10 protein-coding genes are annotated in these 12,824 nt (G+C 60.6%); 7 read left to right on the top strand and 3 right to left on the bottom strand.

The genetic code is table 11. The annotated features are described in order from the left end of the window. The first annotated feature begins 67 nt into the window (after positions 1 to 67). Positions 68 to 1,918 (top strand): polyurethanase, encoded by a 1,851-nt coding sequence (locus QOM08_RS13870; protein ID WP_316913194.1) that lies wholly within the window; start codon positions 68 to 70, stop codon positions 1,916 to 1,918. A 71-nt stretch (positions 1,919 to 1,989) separates the two neighbouring features. Further along, positions 1,990 to 2,376, top strand: coding sequence for a hypothetical protein (locus tag QOM08_RS13865; RefSeq protein ID WP_316913193.1), 387 nt, complete (start codon positions 1,990 to 1,992; stop codon positions 2,374 to 2,376). A 42-nt stretch (positions 2,377 to 2,418) separates the two neighbouring features. Here the strand turns inward: QOM08_RS13865 and QOM08_RS13860 are convergent, their stop codons facing one another. Beyond that, the gene (locus QOM08_RS13860) at positions 2,419 to 2,643 is read right to left on the bottom strand and encodes a YgdI/YgdR family lipoprotein (RefSeq protein WP_047226447.1); all 225 of its coding nucleotides are present in this window, start codon (positions 2,641 to 2,643) and stop codon (positions 2,419 to 2,421) included. A 208-nt stretch (positions 2,644 to 2,851) separates the two neighbouring features. Between QOM08_RS13860 and QOM08_RS13855 the strand changes: the two genes are divergently transcribed. The 3 genes from QOM08_RS13855 to QOM08_RS13845 all read left to right on the top strand — a co-directional run bounded on the left by QOM08_RS13855 (position 2,852) and on the right by QOM08_RS13845 (position 8,878). After that, the gene (locus tag QOM08_RS13855) at positions 2,852 to 4,519 is read left to right on the top strand and encodes a VRR-NUC domain-containing protein (protein WP_316913192.1); all 1,668 of its coding nucleotides are present in this window, start codon (positions 2,852 to 2,854) and stop codon (positions 4,517 to 4,519) included. After that, on the top strand, positions 4,516 to 6,837 hold the full coding sequence (locus tag QOM08_RS13850; protein WP_316913191.1) for an ATP-dependent DNA helicase: 2,322 nt from the start codon (positions 4,516 to 4,518) through the stop codon (positions 6,835 to 6,837). The genes QOM08_RS13855 and QOM08_RS13850 overlap by 4 nt, the downstream gene beginning before the upstream one ends. A 109-nt stretch (positions 6,838 to 6,946) precedes the next feature. Beyond that, positions 6,947 to 8,878: a PAS domain-containing sensor histidine kinase gene (locus QOM08_RS13845; protein WP_188250868.1), complete on the top strand. Its 1,932-nt coding sequence runs from the start codon at positions 6,947 to 6,949 to the stop codon at positions 8,876 to 8,878. 25 nt (positions 8,879 to 8,903) lie between these two features. Here QOM08_RS13845 and QOM08_RS13840 read toward each other — a convergent pair whose 3' ends face one another. Next, a complete protein-coding gene (locus QOM08_RS13840; protein ID WP_047226450.1) occupies positions 8,904 to 9,134 on the bottom strand; it encodes a hypothetical protein in 231 nt (76 codons plus the stop codon). A 156-nt stretch (positions 9,135 to 9,290) separates the two neighbouring features. On the opposite strand from QOM08_RS13840, the gene QOM08_RS13835 reads away from it, so the two are divergent. Next, positions 9,291 to 9,827 carry a hypothetical protein gene (locus tag QOM08_RS13835; RefSeq protein WP_076384659.1) on the top strand — a complete coding sequence of 179 codons (537 nt, stop codon included), beginning with the start codon at positions 9,291 to 9,293 and terminating at the stop codon, positions 9,825 to 9,827. Positions 9,828 to 9,831: 4 nt separating this feature from the next. Here the strand turns inward: QOM08_RS13835 and QOM08_RS13830 are convergent, their stop codons facing one another. Then, positions 9,832 to 11,169, bottom strand: coding sequence for a cation:proton antiporter (locus tag QOM08_RS13830; RefSeq protein ID WP_047226452.1), 1,338 nt, complete (start codon positions 11,167 to 11,169; stop codon positions 9,832 to 9,834). Between the two features lie 262 nt (positions 11,170 to 11,431). Between QOM08_RS13830 and QOM08_RS13825 the strand changes: the two genes are divergently transcribed. Continuing rightward, on the top strand, positions 11,432 to 12,817 hold the full coding sequence (locus tag QOM08_RS13825; RefSeq protein WP_274090453.1) for an iron-containing redox enzyme family protein: 1,386 nt from the start codon (positions 11,432 to 11,434) through the stop codon (positions 12,815 to 12,817). Positions 12,818 to 12,824: the final 7 nt, after the last annotated feature.

The following is a 12,824-nucleotide window of genomic DNA, read 5'->3' as shown; positions in this document are numbered from 1 at the left end:
CGGGCAGTGCCCAAGAACTTCGCCTGTATCGACAACCTTTCCAACAACAAAAAAAGAGGTCATCACGATGGGTATCTACGACTATAAAAACCTCGGCACCACCGAGTCCAAGGCGCTGGTCAGCGATGCAATGGCGATCATGCTGTATTCCTACCACAATCTGGACCACGGCTTTGCCGCCGGCTACCAGCAGAACGGCTTCGGCGCGGGACTGCCCGCCACGCTGGTGACGGCGCTGCTGGGCAGCACCGATTCGCAAGGGGTAATCCCCGGTGTGCCGTGGAATCCCGACTCGGAGCAACTCGCCCTGGAGGCGGTGCAAAAGGCCGGCTGGACCCCGATCAGCGCATCGCAACTGGGCTACACCGGCAAGGTGGATGAGCGTGGAACGTTTTTTGGTGAGAAGGCCGGCTACACCACCGCGCAGGTGGAAATTCTCGGCAAGTACGACGCCGATGGGCAGCTGACGCAAATCGGGGTGTCGTTTCGTGGCACCAGCGGCCCACGGGAGACGCTGATCAGCGACTCCATTGGTGACGTCATCAGCGATCTGATGGCGGCTTTCGGCCCCCAGGACTACGCGAAAAACTACGTCGGCCAGGCTTTTGGCAACTTGCTCGGGGACGTCGCGGCGTTCGCCCAGGCCCACGGCCTGACGGGCCAGGACGTGCTGGTCAGTGGCCACAGCCTCGGTGGGCTGGCGGTCAACAGCCTGGCGGACTTGAGCACCAGCCAATGGTCGGGGTTCTACAGCAGCGCCAATTACATCGCCTATGCCTCGCCAACCCAAAGCAGCACCGACAAAGTGCTGAACATCGGTTATGAAAACGACCCGGTGTTCCGGGCCCTGGACGGCTCCACGTTCACCTCCGCGTCGGTGGGCGTGCATGATGCTCCGCAGGAGTCAGCTACCAACAACATCGTCAGCTTCAACGACCACTATGCCTCGGCGGCCTGGAACGTGTTGCCGTTTTCCATCCTCAACATTCCCACCTGGATATCCCACCTGCCCACCGGTTACGGCGATGGCATGGGCCGGATCCTCGATTCGGCGTTCTACGACCTCACCGAGAAAGACTCCACCATCATCGTCGCCAACCTGTCGGATCTCGCACGCAGCAATACGTGGGTCCAGGACCTCAATCGCAACGCTGAAACCCACACCGGCAGCACGTTCATCATCGGCAGCGAGCGTGATGACCTGATCCAGGGCGGGCAGGGCAATGACTATCTGGAGGGGCGCGCCGGCAACGACACCTTTCGCGACGAGGGTGGGTACAACGTGATATTGGGCGGGCAGGGCAGCAACACCCTGCAGCTGCAGTCCTCGGTGAAAGATGCAAGCTTCGTCCAGGACGGCGCCGGGACCTTGTACGTGCGCGATGCCCAGGGTGCAATCAGCATGACCCGAGACATCGACACGCTCGTCAGCAAAGAGCCCGGTTTGTTCTGGGGCCTGCTCAAAGACGAGGTGAGCCACAGTGTCACGGCCAACGGCTTGGTGGCGGGGGACAAGCTGACGGCGTATGCATCGTCGACCGCAGGCACCTCGGCAGACGACACCTTGACCGCGCGATCATCGGGGGACTGGCTGTTCGGCCATGACGGCAACGACGTGCTGTTGGGCGGTGCGGGTAACGACACCTTTGTCGGCGGTTCGGGCAATGACTGGCTGCAATCGGGCGGCGGCTCTGACACGTTCGTTTTCAATGGCGCGTTCGGCCATGACCAGATCAGCGGTTATGATGCCGGCGACACACTGGTGTTCCTTGGCGTGCAGGGCGCCGGGGAAGGTTTCGACTACCGCCAGCACCTGTCTCAGGTCGGCAGTGACACGCTGCTTGAGGTCGGTGACAGTTCCGTGACCCTGGTGGGGGTCAATCCGGGCCAGGTAGGAGGCGAATTTGTGTTCGCCTGATCCAAGGTTGTTTTGAGTACGTGGTGCCGAGGGGATGCGTGTGTCCCCTCGGCACAAGAGGGAGTGAAGCAGTGAGCAGTAAACAAGCCTCAATCATCGGCCTGATGTGGGGACTGGCCTCGGCTGGCGCCTTGGCCGAATTGCCGGATCAATCGATTCTGACCCGCTACGGCGTCACCTCGGAGCAATTGCCCGCCGCCCAGGCAGGCGCCCCTGTCGAGGCGACGTCGCCCCGACCGCGCTTCGACGTGCAGGCAGAAAAGCCCTGGGTATCGGTGAGTCTCGGGGAAGTGAACAAACCGGCCACGACCGGAAACATCAGCATCGATCACGCTATTGAACAGGAATACAACCGCTGCCTGCGATTGAGGGATCAGATGATGCGGCGAAAAGGTGGGCTGATCAGTTGCCAAGAGGGTAGTCCGACACCCGGGATGGACATCGGATTGAGCCGATGACATGAGATCAGGCCCTCTCCGAGGGAGAGGGCCTCAATAAACTCAGTCTTCCTTGCGTACTGTCGCCACTTCATCGGCGCGAACCCGCACTTTCTTGCCGGAAATGTCTTCGAATTCGTAGAAGCCGTCGGCGGTACGGGTGTTAGGGGCATCCTTGGTCAAATACTGGGTACCGTTCTGCAAGGTCACCACCGTGGGTGACGAGCAGCCGGCCAGAGCCAGGAACGCAGCGGCGACCAGGGGCAGACCCAGAATCCTGATGTTCATATCCGTAACCTCTCAATCAAAAAGACGCGGTTCAGTTGATTAGACCGCGCCATCACTGTAGTTAACCGCCATTGGTCTCGCTTGCCGTAGGAAAGTTCATCGCCGACTGCAGGATTTCCCTCCTGAATGCGGGCGACCGCTCATCTTTTGCAGTTGCCTGGGCCCGCCGCAGCTGATATCTGTACGCATAACCAGTATTCCAGCAGGCATGGCACCTCTTTCCGTGACAAATAACCCCCTCGACGACCCTTTCTACTACCTGAACAACTTTCAGCAGGTGCTCGCCTGGTTGGCAACGCGCTATGCCGATGTGCTCAGCCCTGAGGAGCAACGCTTCATCGACGAGTTCGCCAGCTTGCCCCGTGCATCCCAGGGATTGCTGGTGCGCATGGTGATGCGCAAGGGGCTGCATTTTCGCCAAAGCAAGCTGCATTACCCTGAGATCGGTGATATTGGCAGCGCCATCGAGCCGTTGCTGGCGCGGGGCTGGGTCGAGGATCAAGCGCCTCTTGGCCTTGGCGAGCTGTTCGAGGTGCTGCTCAAACAGGAAATCATCCTGTGCCTGGGTCACCTGATCGAACACCCCAAGGCGACAAAGGGCCAGTGGCTGGAGTCCTTGCAGGATCATTTCAATCAACCACAGCCTTTTCGCAGCTGGTGCCCGTTGCTGGAAGACCGACTCTTCAGCCTGACGATCATGAACCTCTGCGATCGGTTGCGGTTGCTGTTTTTCGGCAATCTCTATCAGGACTGGTCGGAGTTCGTGCTGGCGGACCTGGGCATCTTCACCTATGAAACCGTCGAGTTCAGTGCCCAATCCCGTGGCCTGCGCAGCCGCCAGGATGTGGATGCCTGCCTCTTCCTGCACGAATGTCAGCAGCGTTTCGAAGCCGGCGAGCCTCTTGAAGAGATCGTTGCCCAAGCCCATGCCCTGAGCCTGGACAATCCGTGGCTGGAGCGACGCCGAGGCAAGCTGCTGTTCCAGATCGGCCAGCACGCTGAGCGCATCGGCGATTTCACCCTGGCCTTGCGCATTTATCAGGATTGCAACTACCCCGGCGCACGGCTGCGGATGATTCGGGTGCTGGAGCGCATCGGCGAGTACGCCCAAGCCCTTGAATGGGGTGAAGCGGCCGCACAATCACCGCAAAGCGCCGCCGAAACCCAGGCTCTGCTCAGGATCCTGCCCCGGCTGCGCCGCAAGTTGGGCGGCCCCCCGGTGCCGCGGCCCCTGGCGCGCAAGGTAGAGCGGCTGGACCTGCACCTGCCTCGTGTCGATCCGGCCTTGTCGGTGGAGTATCACGTGCAGGCCCATCTGCACGATGAAACCGCGCCGGTGCACTACGTGGAGAACAGCCTGATCAATTCGCTATTTGGCCTGCTGTGCTGGCCGGTGATTTTTGCGCCGTTGCCGGGGGCGTTTTTCCACCCGTTCCAGCGCGGGCCGGTGGACCTGCTCAACGAAGACTTTCACCACCGACGTGCCGAGCTGTTCGCGGCCTGTTTCGCGCAGCTCGACGATGGCCGCTACCGGGACACCATTGTCCGTCGTTACACCGAAAAATGGGGCGTGCAGTCGCCTTTCGTGTTCTGGGGCGCGCTGTCCGAAGAGTTGCTCCATCAGGCCCTCGACTGCCTGCCTGCCGAACACCTCAAGCACTGGTTCAGCCGCCTGTTGCTGGATATCAAGGCCAACCGCGCCGGCATGCCGGACCTGATCCAGTTCTGGCCGCAGCACAAGACCTACCGCATGATCGAAGTCAAAGGCCCCGGCGACCGCCTGCAAGACAATCAACTGCGCTGGCTGGAGTTCTGTCACGAACACCAGATGCCCGTCGCCGTCTGCTATGTGCAGTGGGTGGAGCAGGGCGCATGACCCAGGAACCTGGCTACAGCATCGCCGTTCGGGCACTGTGCGAGTTCACCGCCAAGACCGGCGACCTGGACCTGCGCTTCACGCCGTCACCCACGGCCATGGAAGGGATCGTCGGCCATCGCACCGTGGCCTCGCGGCGTAGCGAGGGTTACCAGGCCGAAGTGAGCCTGGAGGGCCGCTACCAGACGTTGAAGATCAAAGGTCGGGCGGATGGCTACGACCCGGCCTGCAACCGCATCGAAGAAGTGAAGACCTACCGGGGCGACCTGGACAAGCAACCGGCCAATCATCGCCAGTTGCATTGGGCCCAGGCGAAAATCTACGGCTGGCTGATGTGCCAGAAGTTGCAACTGCCGCGGATCAACGTGGCGCTGGTCTACTTCGACATCGTCAGCGAAAAGGAAACCTGCCTCACGCAAAGCTTTGAAGCGGCGCAGCTTGAGGTTTTCTTTGAACAACAGTGCGCGCTGTTCCTCGCCTGGGCCAAACAGGAGATGGCTCACCGACAGGCGCGCAACCTCGGCGCTCAGACGCTGGCATTTCCTCACGCCGGCTTCAGGACCGGGCAACGCCACCTGGCTGAGTCGGTGTTCAAGGCCATCAGCACTGGCCGCTGCCTGATGGCCCAGGCGCCCACCGGCATTGGCAAAACCGTTGGCACCTTGTTTCCGATGCTCAAGGCACTGGCGCCACAGCGACTGGACAAGGTGTTCTTCCTCACGGCCAAGACCCCAGGGCGCAAACTGGCGCTGGATGCGGCCCGAGTGATTACCCAAAGCGCGCCCTCGATGCCGTTGCGGGTGCTGGAGATGATCGCCCGGGACAAAGCCTGCGAGCACCCGGACAAGGCATGCCATGGCGAAGCCTGCCCGTTGGCCCGCGGGTTCTACGATCGGCTGCCGCACGCCCGTGCGGCGGCGAGCCAGATCACGCTGCTCGATCAGGCGGCGTTGCGCGATATTGCTCTGGCCCATGATATCTGCCCGTACTACCTGAGCCAGGAAATGGCCCGCTGGGCAGACGTGGTGGTCGCTGACTACAACTATTACTTTGACTTCAGCGCCTTGCTCTTTGGTCTGGCCCAGGCCAATGGCTGGACCGTCGCGACCCTGGTGGACGAAGCCCACAATCTGGTGGAGCGAGGGCGGCAGATGTACAGCGCGACCCTCGATCAGTCCGCTTTGGCGGCAGTGCGCAAAACCGCGCCCGAGACGTTGAAGAAGGCCTTGCAGCGGGTCAATCGCCAGTGGAACGCGCTGCATGAGCCCCAAGTTGCGGTCTATCAGGCGTATGGAAAACCACCGGAGAAACTGCTCCAGGCCCTGTCGCTGTGCACCACAGCTATCAGCGACTACCTCAATGACCATCCCCAGGGCCTGGACAGCGCTTTACAGGCGTTCTACTTCGATGCCTTGCAGTTTGCCCGGGTGGCGGAGTCCTTTGATGAGCACTTTCTGTTCGACATACACAAGCGTGAATACGGCCGCCAGCGAAGCGCATCGACCCTGTGCCTGCGCAATGTCGTGCCGGCCGCTTTCCTGCGACCCAGGCTGACGGCGGCCCGCAGCAGCGTGCTGTTTTCCGCCACCCTGAGCCCGCGGCATTATTATGCTGACCTGTTGGGCCCCCCGACGGACACGGTCTGGATCGACGTGGAGTCGCCATTCCAGGCGCAACAGCTTGATGTACAGGTTGTCAGCCGGATCTCCACCCGCTTTGCCCACCGCCAGGCGTCCCTGGAACCTATCGTCGCGTTGATGGCCCGTCAGTTCAGCGAGCGCCCGGGCAATTACCTGGCCTTCTTCAGCAGTTTTGACTACTTGCAGCAAGTGGCCGGACTGTTTGCCGAGCGCCATCCGCAGATTGCCACCTGGTCGCAATCACGCGGCATGGGCGAAGCACCCCGGCAGGCGTTCCTTGAACGATTCATGGAACACAGCCAGGGGATTGGGTTTGCGGTGTTGGGCGGTGCATTCGGGGAGGGCATCGATTTACCGGGTTCGCGCCTGATCGGGGCGTTCATCGCGACCCTGGGGCTGGCGCAGTTCAACCCGGTCAACGAGCAGATGAAGCTGCGCATGGCGGCTATTTTCGGCGATGGCTACGACTACACTTACCTGTATCCCGGCCTGCAAAAAGTGGTGCAGGCTGCGGGGCGTGTCATTCGTACACAGCAGGATCGTGGGATGGTGATGTTGATCGACGATCGATTTGCTGAGGCGAGGGTGCAGCACTTGTTGCCGCGTTGGTGGTCAGTTAGTCAAGAGCAGCACAACTGCTGTGGGATTGAGCTTGCTCCCACAAAGGATCTGTGGTGAATCTCATATCGCGACCAAGCTGCTGATTCCCACGGATTTAATCACTATTTCCGATGCCGCACTTGCTCCATACTTCGCGAAAATCCTTCTGGATGCCTTGGCCAAAAAAATGCTCGAAGACGCCCCCAAGACCGCACTCATCAATCAGGAACAGCGTTTTCGCCTGCTCATCGACGCCGTGGTCGACTACGCCATCTACATGACCGACCCCTCCGGCATCATTACCAGTTGGAACTCCGGTGCCAGGCGCTTCAAAGGCTATGAAGAATCCGAGATCCTAGGCCAGCACTTCTCACGCTTCTACACTGACCAGGATCGCGCCGACGGTCTTCCGCAACGGGCGCTGGACACGGCCTTGCGCGAGGGGCGTTTCGAAGGCGAGGGCTGGCGGGTGCGCAAGGATGGAACGTTGTTCTGGTCCCATGTCGTCATTGACCCGATCATCGATAGCCAGAGCGGCGACTTGCTTGGCTTTGCCAAGATCACCCGGGACCTGACCGATCGCAAGATGGCCGAGGAAACCCTCAAGCAAAGCGAACAGCAGTTTCGCCTGTTGGTGCAAAGCGTCACCGATTACGCCATCTACATGCTCGATCCAGACGGCCAAGTGACCAACTGGAACCTGGGCGCGCAACGGATCAAGGGCTATCTTCCGGCGGAAGCCATCGGTCGGCATTTTTCGATGTTCTATACCCCTGAGGACCGTGAGGCCGGTGAGCCTCAGCGTGCCTTGAGCATCGCCGCCAGTGAAGGGCGCTTTGAAAAAAGGGGCTGGCGGTTACGCAAGGATGGCACCCGCTTCATGGCTCACGTGGTCATTGACGCGATTCGCAGCGACACGGGGGCGCTACTGGGTTTTGCCAAGATCACCCGCGACATCACCGATGCCACCCGAGCACAACAAGCCTTGGAACAGGCTCGCGAAGCGCTGTTCCAGTCGCAGAAACTGCAAGCCATCGGCCAGCTCACCGGTGGCATCGCCCATGACTTCAATAACCTGCTGACGGTGATCCTCGGCAACCTGGAAATTGTGCGCAAGCGCATGCCCAGCGATCCGAAACTCATCCAATTGCTGGATAACGCCACCCAGGGCGCGCTGCGCGGTGTTTCGCTGACGCAACGGATGCTCGCGTTCGCCCGCAGACAGAAACTGTCCTCCGAATCGATCGAGCTGTCGGCGCTGGTGCAGGGCATCAGTGGTTTATTGCAAAGCTCCATCGGCCCTTCGATCCACATTCAGACCGACTTTGCCCAGGCGCTTTCGCCGGTGATGGCCGATGTCAACCAACTGGAACTGGCCATCCTGAACCTGGCGACCAACGCTCGGGATGCCATGCCGCAGGGGGGGCGGATCCTGATCTCGGCCCAGGAACGCTCCGATACCGAGGCCGGCAAGGACGCGCCGATGGCACCCGGGCGATACATTTGCCTGTCCATCACCGACGAGGGCGAGGGCATGGACGAGGCGACGCTGGCTTCGGCCGTGGACCCGTTTTTCACCACCAAAGGGGTAGGCAAGGGCACTGGCCTGGGCCTGTCCATGGTGCATGGCTTGGCCGAGCAATTGGGTGGCCGCCTGATACTCAAGAGCCGCAAAGGCGAGGGCACTACCGCTGAGCTGTGGTTGCCGATAGCCGACAACTCCGCGCCAGACAAAGTGCCGGCCCAGGCCACGACAACACCCTCGGTGAACGAGCTACGGGTGTTGGTCGTGGACGATGACAGCCTGGTACTGACCAGCACCCGGCTGCTGATCGAAGACCTGGGCCACCGCGTGCTTTGCGCCCCATCGGCGGCTCAGGCGCTACAGATGTATGAGCTCAATCCGGACATCGACCTGGTGATCACCGACATGGCCATGCCGCAGATGGATGGTGCGCAATTGGCGAAACTGTTGCGTGATCGTCATCCGACCTTGCCCATCATCCTGGCCACCGGCTACGCCGAACGCCTGGAAGGGTTCGCCACGCAACTGCCGCGCCTGACCAAGCCGTTCAAGCAGATTGACCTGGTGCAGGTCATTGGGCAGGCGATGAAGTAACTTCAGGCATGGCGTTGCCAGAGGTTCATTCAGTATTTTTCCTGAACCCTCGCAAGTTCATCGCACACAGGCAGAACTGCAGCACGATCAACGCATAGGCGTCTGAATGCAGCCCCCAGATGACCCATAGAATATTGCTCGCGATAAAACAACTGAACCCGGCCACCCGCCGTCGGGGCTGACGTGAGCCGATCAGCCAGGCGGCCAGCACCGTCACCACCATCGCCGGCCATTGCACCCATCCAAGATAATCCACAGAGCCCTCCTAAAGCTTTCGGTGATCTAGAGACCGTGACGATCGGTGAGCGTTTCGTTGAGCCCGGGTCGCACCTCTGGTCCGGTGGCCGGAACTTGCCTGTCCCTCATTTCTTCTAACAAGTCCCAAACCCACACCCGAGGCGCAGCCTGCGCAATGCCCAGAATACTCACCAGCCATACCCCGGATGAAGAACTGACGGAACACAATGCCAAGCTGTTCGGCTCGCCCAAGGAACGCCTGGATTTTTATCGCCGGGAGATCCAGTACGAAACCAGCATCCTGGCCAATCGAACCGATGCGTACCTGGCCGCCCAATCCTTCCTGGTGATCGCCTTTGCCTCATGCATGGCCAACCTGAACCCGGAGTGGGGCAAGTTGTTCACATTGATCGTCCCGCCGTTCCTGGCTCTGCTGGGCTTCCTGAGCTCGCTCAACGCCTGGCCAGGAATTCGCGCCGCTTACGAGATCATCGATCATTGGCATTTCAAACAAAGCGAGTTGCTGCGTGCAGAGCCGTTGATGGGACTGGCCTACGACGAATCCCCGCTATTCAGCGAGCAGGAATCGACTCACAAGGGCTATCGCAAGTCCTTGCTGTTTTCGGTGCGTACGCCATGGATCTTTGCCGCGTTCTGGGTCTTGCTGGGGGCGTACTCGGTTTATATCCAGGTGAGTGATCCAGGGGGCTGAAGCCTTAGCTCGATTTTTTGTGGCGCTCATACCAGGCCAGTATGGGTTGGGTACTCAAGCCATGGACTAAAATGCTCAGGGCCACCACCGACAGCGTGATATTGATGCACAACTGGACCATCTCTGGCTGTAAATCATGGTTCACCGCATAGAACAGATAAAACAGACTGCCGATGCCACGTATGCCGAACCAGCCAATCAGCAACCGTTGTGGCGTGTCCAGCAGCCGTCCCCAAGGCATCACCAGCAAGCTCAACGGGCGAATCACGGCAAACAGCAGACCACCGATGACCAAGGCCCGCCAGTCCCAATGAGTGGCAAGCGCCACCCCCAACAGCGTCACCAGAAACACTTCCATGGAACGCTCCACCAGACTGCCGAAGGCGAGCATGTCGCTCATCATGACCCCCGCGGCCACCTGACCCTCTTCCATAGTCTCGGCGTCACCCCGGACCGCGTCCCGGGGGGTGACCGCTTCGTGTCCCACCACCGGTTGCACCAGGTGTTCTGCCGGGAGTGAGTGTTCATCCGTCGATTGCACCTCGGCCTGGCGCAGGCCCAGGCCAGCGGCAAACACCGAAAGAAAGCCATAACCCTGGAGGGCTTCGGCCACGACGTAGGCCAGGGCAATCAGCGCCAGGGCCAGGTAATCGTTGGGCGAAAGGGTGCTGTCGGCGTTCTTGATGCGCATCGACAGGGTCAACCAGCCGATACCGCGGCCCATCCAGTAACCGGTGAGCAAACCGACCGGCACTGCCCACAGCACATCCTGCAGCATCCAGTCACCGAGAAAGCCAAGGTCGTCCTCGCGCAGCAACAACAAGCCCAGAATCACAAAGGGGAAGGCCGTGCCGTCGTTCAAGCCGGCTTCCCCCGACAGGCCAAACCGTACCTGGTCATCATCCCGGGCATCGTTGACCTGCACCAACGCCGCGAGCACCGGATCGGTTGGCGCGAGGATTGCGCCAATCAACAACGACACGCCCCAACCGAGACCAAACAGGTAATGCAGGGTCAAGGTCAGGCCCGCGATGGTCAGGATCATCACCGGGCCGGCCAGTGTGTAGGCCACGCGCCAACTACGGTCCTTGAGGGGCAAACGTAACTTGAGGCCGCTGACGAACAGCGAAAACACTACCGCGACTTCGGTGAGGTGCTCCATCCAGGCTGAGGAATCGGCAATGTCCAGCCTCAACAACTCCAGGCCCGCCGGCCCGATGGCAACGCCCAAACCCAGGCATATCGCCGAGGTGGTTACCGGCATCCAGCGCAGGTAGGAGGACGTCAGGGCCAAGGTCAGCAATACGGCGCCGAGCACCGCTACCCATACTGTGAAAATCATTGCTGCTCCTTGGATAGCTCGAAGGCATAGCTCGTAGGCATAGCTCGCAGGCACAGCCCCGAGTGAAACAGACACCGTCAAGCCAGTATCCGGCTCCTGTCGTTCATTCGAGGGTCTGAGCCAAGCGCCGGTTCCGTCAAAGCGATACGGCTCCGTTTATCCGGAGGACTTTCATCTCAAGGGAATTTTTCGTCATTCCCGGCGCTCTGCCAAAGTAGAGACGTGTTGATTCAGCGTCCTGCCGAGAACCCAAGAGGCCCTTATGACTGCGCTGACACCCCTCCAATCCCGGCCTGCCACCGTGCATTCATTCATGGATGCCGGGAGCGTGCGCCAATGCTATGAACGGCTGCTCCATGGCCCTGACGATGCTGACAAGCAAGCCGTCGCCCAGGCCTTCCTTCAGCAATGCGTGGGGCAGGCCGCGGCACTGCCCCTGGAGCTGCCCGACACCCCCACGGCTCTGCAAGCCTGGGTCGAGCAACACAGTGCCGGTGTAGCCCGCCAGTACGCCGAGTATCTGGAGCGGCGCAAAAACGCCGGTCCACGAGAGTTTTTCACTTGCAAGGCCCACGCCTTGTATTTCCTGCAGGCAGTGGCGCCCACCAAACTGGTGGACGGCGCGTGGCTGTATGGCGTGCTCAAGCATTGGCACGACCACCGTTTCGAAGGGCTGCTGAGCACTTATCTGGAAGAGTTGGGCGACGGCAATCCCTCGCAAAACCATGTGGTGATATACCGCAAGCTGCTCGCCGAACACGACCTGTCGGACGCGCCGGACATTGAAGACGAGCGCTACCTGCAAGGTGCCGTGCAATTGGCCCTGGGCTATGGCGGCGATGAATACCTGCCTGAAGTGATCGGCTACAACCTGGGTTACGAACAACTGCCCCTGCACCTGTTGATCAGCGCTTATGAGCTGACTGAGCTGGACATCGACCCTTATTACTTCACCCTCCACGTGACGATTGACAACGCGAGCACCGGTCATGCCCACAAGGCCATCCAGTCGCTGCTGCAACTGATGCCGATGGAGGCGGATCGCGAAGCGTTCTGGCACCGGGTCACCCTGGGTTATCGCCTCAATGATCTGGGCCAAGGCAGCCGAACCATCATCGAGTCATTCGACCTGTATCGCGAAGTGCTGGACATGCTCGAACGCAAACGTCCGTTCGGCCAACACATGCATTCCGATTACTGCAAGTTCGAAGGCAAGACCGTCAATCAATGGCTGGCAGCGCCTGGACAACTGGAGGGCTTCCTGACGGCCCTGCAAAACAAGGGCTGGATCAAACGCCATGAAGATCCGCAGAACAGCCGGTTCTGGACACTGATCGAAGGGGCGGGCGCGGCCATGTTCGGGGTGTTCAGCCCCTATGAAAAACAGTTGCTGCACGACTGGATCGCCGGTGACTGGACGCAGGAGGGCACTAAGAAAACCCCGCGCCGCGCCCACGGTGCAGCGTGCGAGCCGCAGATGCCGAGCGAGGACCCCGATGTACAGAGCCTGCAACAGACCCTGCGAGGCCAGACGCCCGATGCGCAGATGCAGACCCTGATGCCCTGGCTCTCGGCGCGCTGCCACAGCCATCCGGCCGGACTGCTGGCGACTCGTCGCTTCATCGAACTCAAATCCGCGCTGCGCTAGGAGCCCG

The sequence above is a fragment of the Pseudomonas sp. P105 genome (genome assembly GCF_032614175.1).
Taxonomy (GTDB): domain Bacteria; phylum Pseudomonadota; class Gammaproteobacteria; order Pseudomonadales; family Pseudomonadaceae; genus Aquipseudomonas; species Aquipseudomonas rhizophila.
The sequence above is the reverse complement of the archived record's forward strand: the minus strand, read 5'-3'. Positions and strand labels throughout refer to the sequence as shown.

Coding starts and splice junctions, on each gene's coding strand:
- QOM08_RS13855 (WP_316913192.1), top strand. CDS start 2,852: ATGGCACCTCTTTCCGTGACAAATAACCCCCTCGACGACCCTTTCTAC.
- QOM08_RS13860 (WP_047226447.1), bottom strand. CDS start 2,643: ATGAACATCAGGATTCTGGGTCTGCCCCTGGTCGCCGCTGCGTTCCTG.
- QOM08_RS13830 (WP_047226452.1), bottom strand. CDS start 11,169: ATGATTTTCACAGTATGGGTAGCGGTGCTCGGCGCCGTATTGCTGACC.
- QOM08_RS13870 (WP_316913194.1), top strand. CDS start 68: ATGGGTATCTACGACTATAAAAACCTCGGCACCACCGAGTCCAAGGCG.
- QOM08_RS13845 (WP_188250868.1), top strand. CDS start 6,947: ATGCTCGAAGACGCCCCCAAGACCGCACTCATCAATCAGGAACAGCGT.
- QOM08_RS13835 (WP_076384659.1), top strand. CDS start 9,291: ATGCCCAGAATACTCACCAGCCATACCCCGGATGAAGAACTGACGGAA.
- QOM08_RS13850 (WP_316913191.1), top strand. CDS start 4,516: ATGACCCAGGAACCTGGCTACAGCATCGCCGTTCGGGCACTGTGCGAG.
- QOM08_RS13825 (WP_274090453.1), top strand. CDS start 11,432: ATGACTGCGCTGACACCCCTCCAATCCCGGCCTGCCACCGTGCATTCA.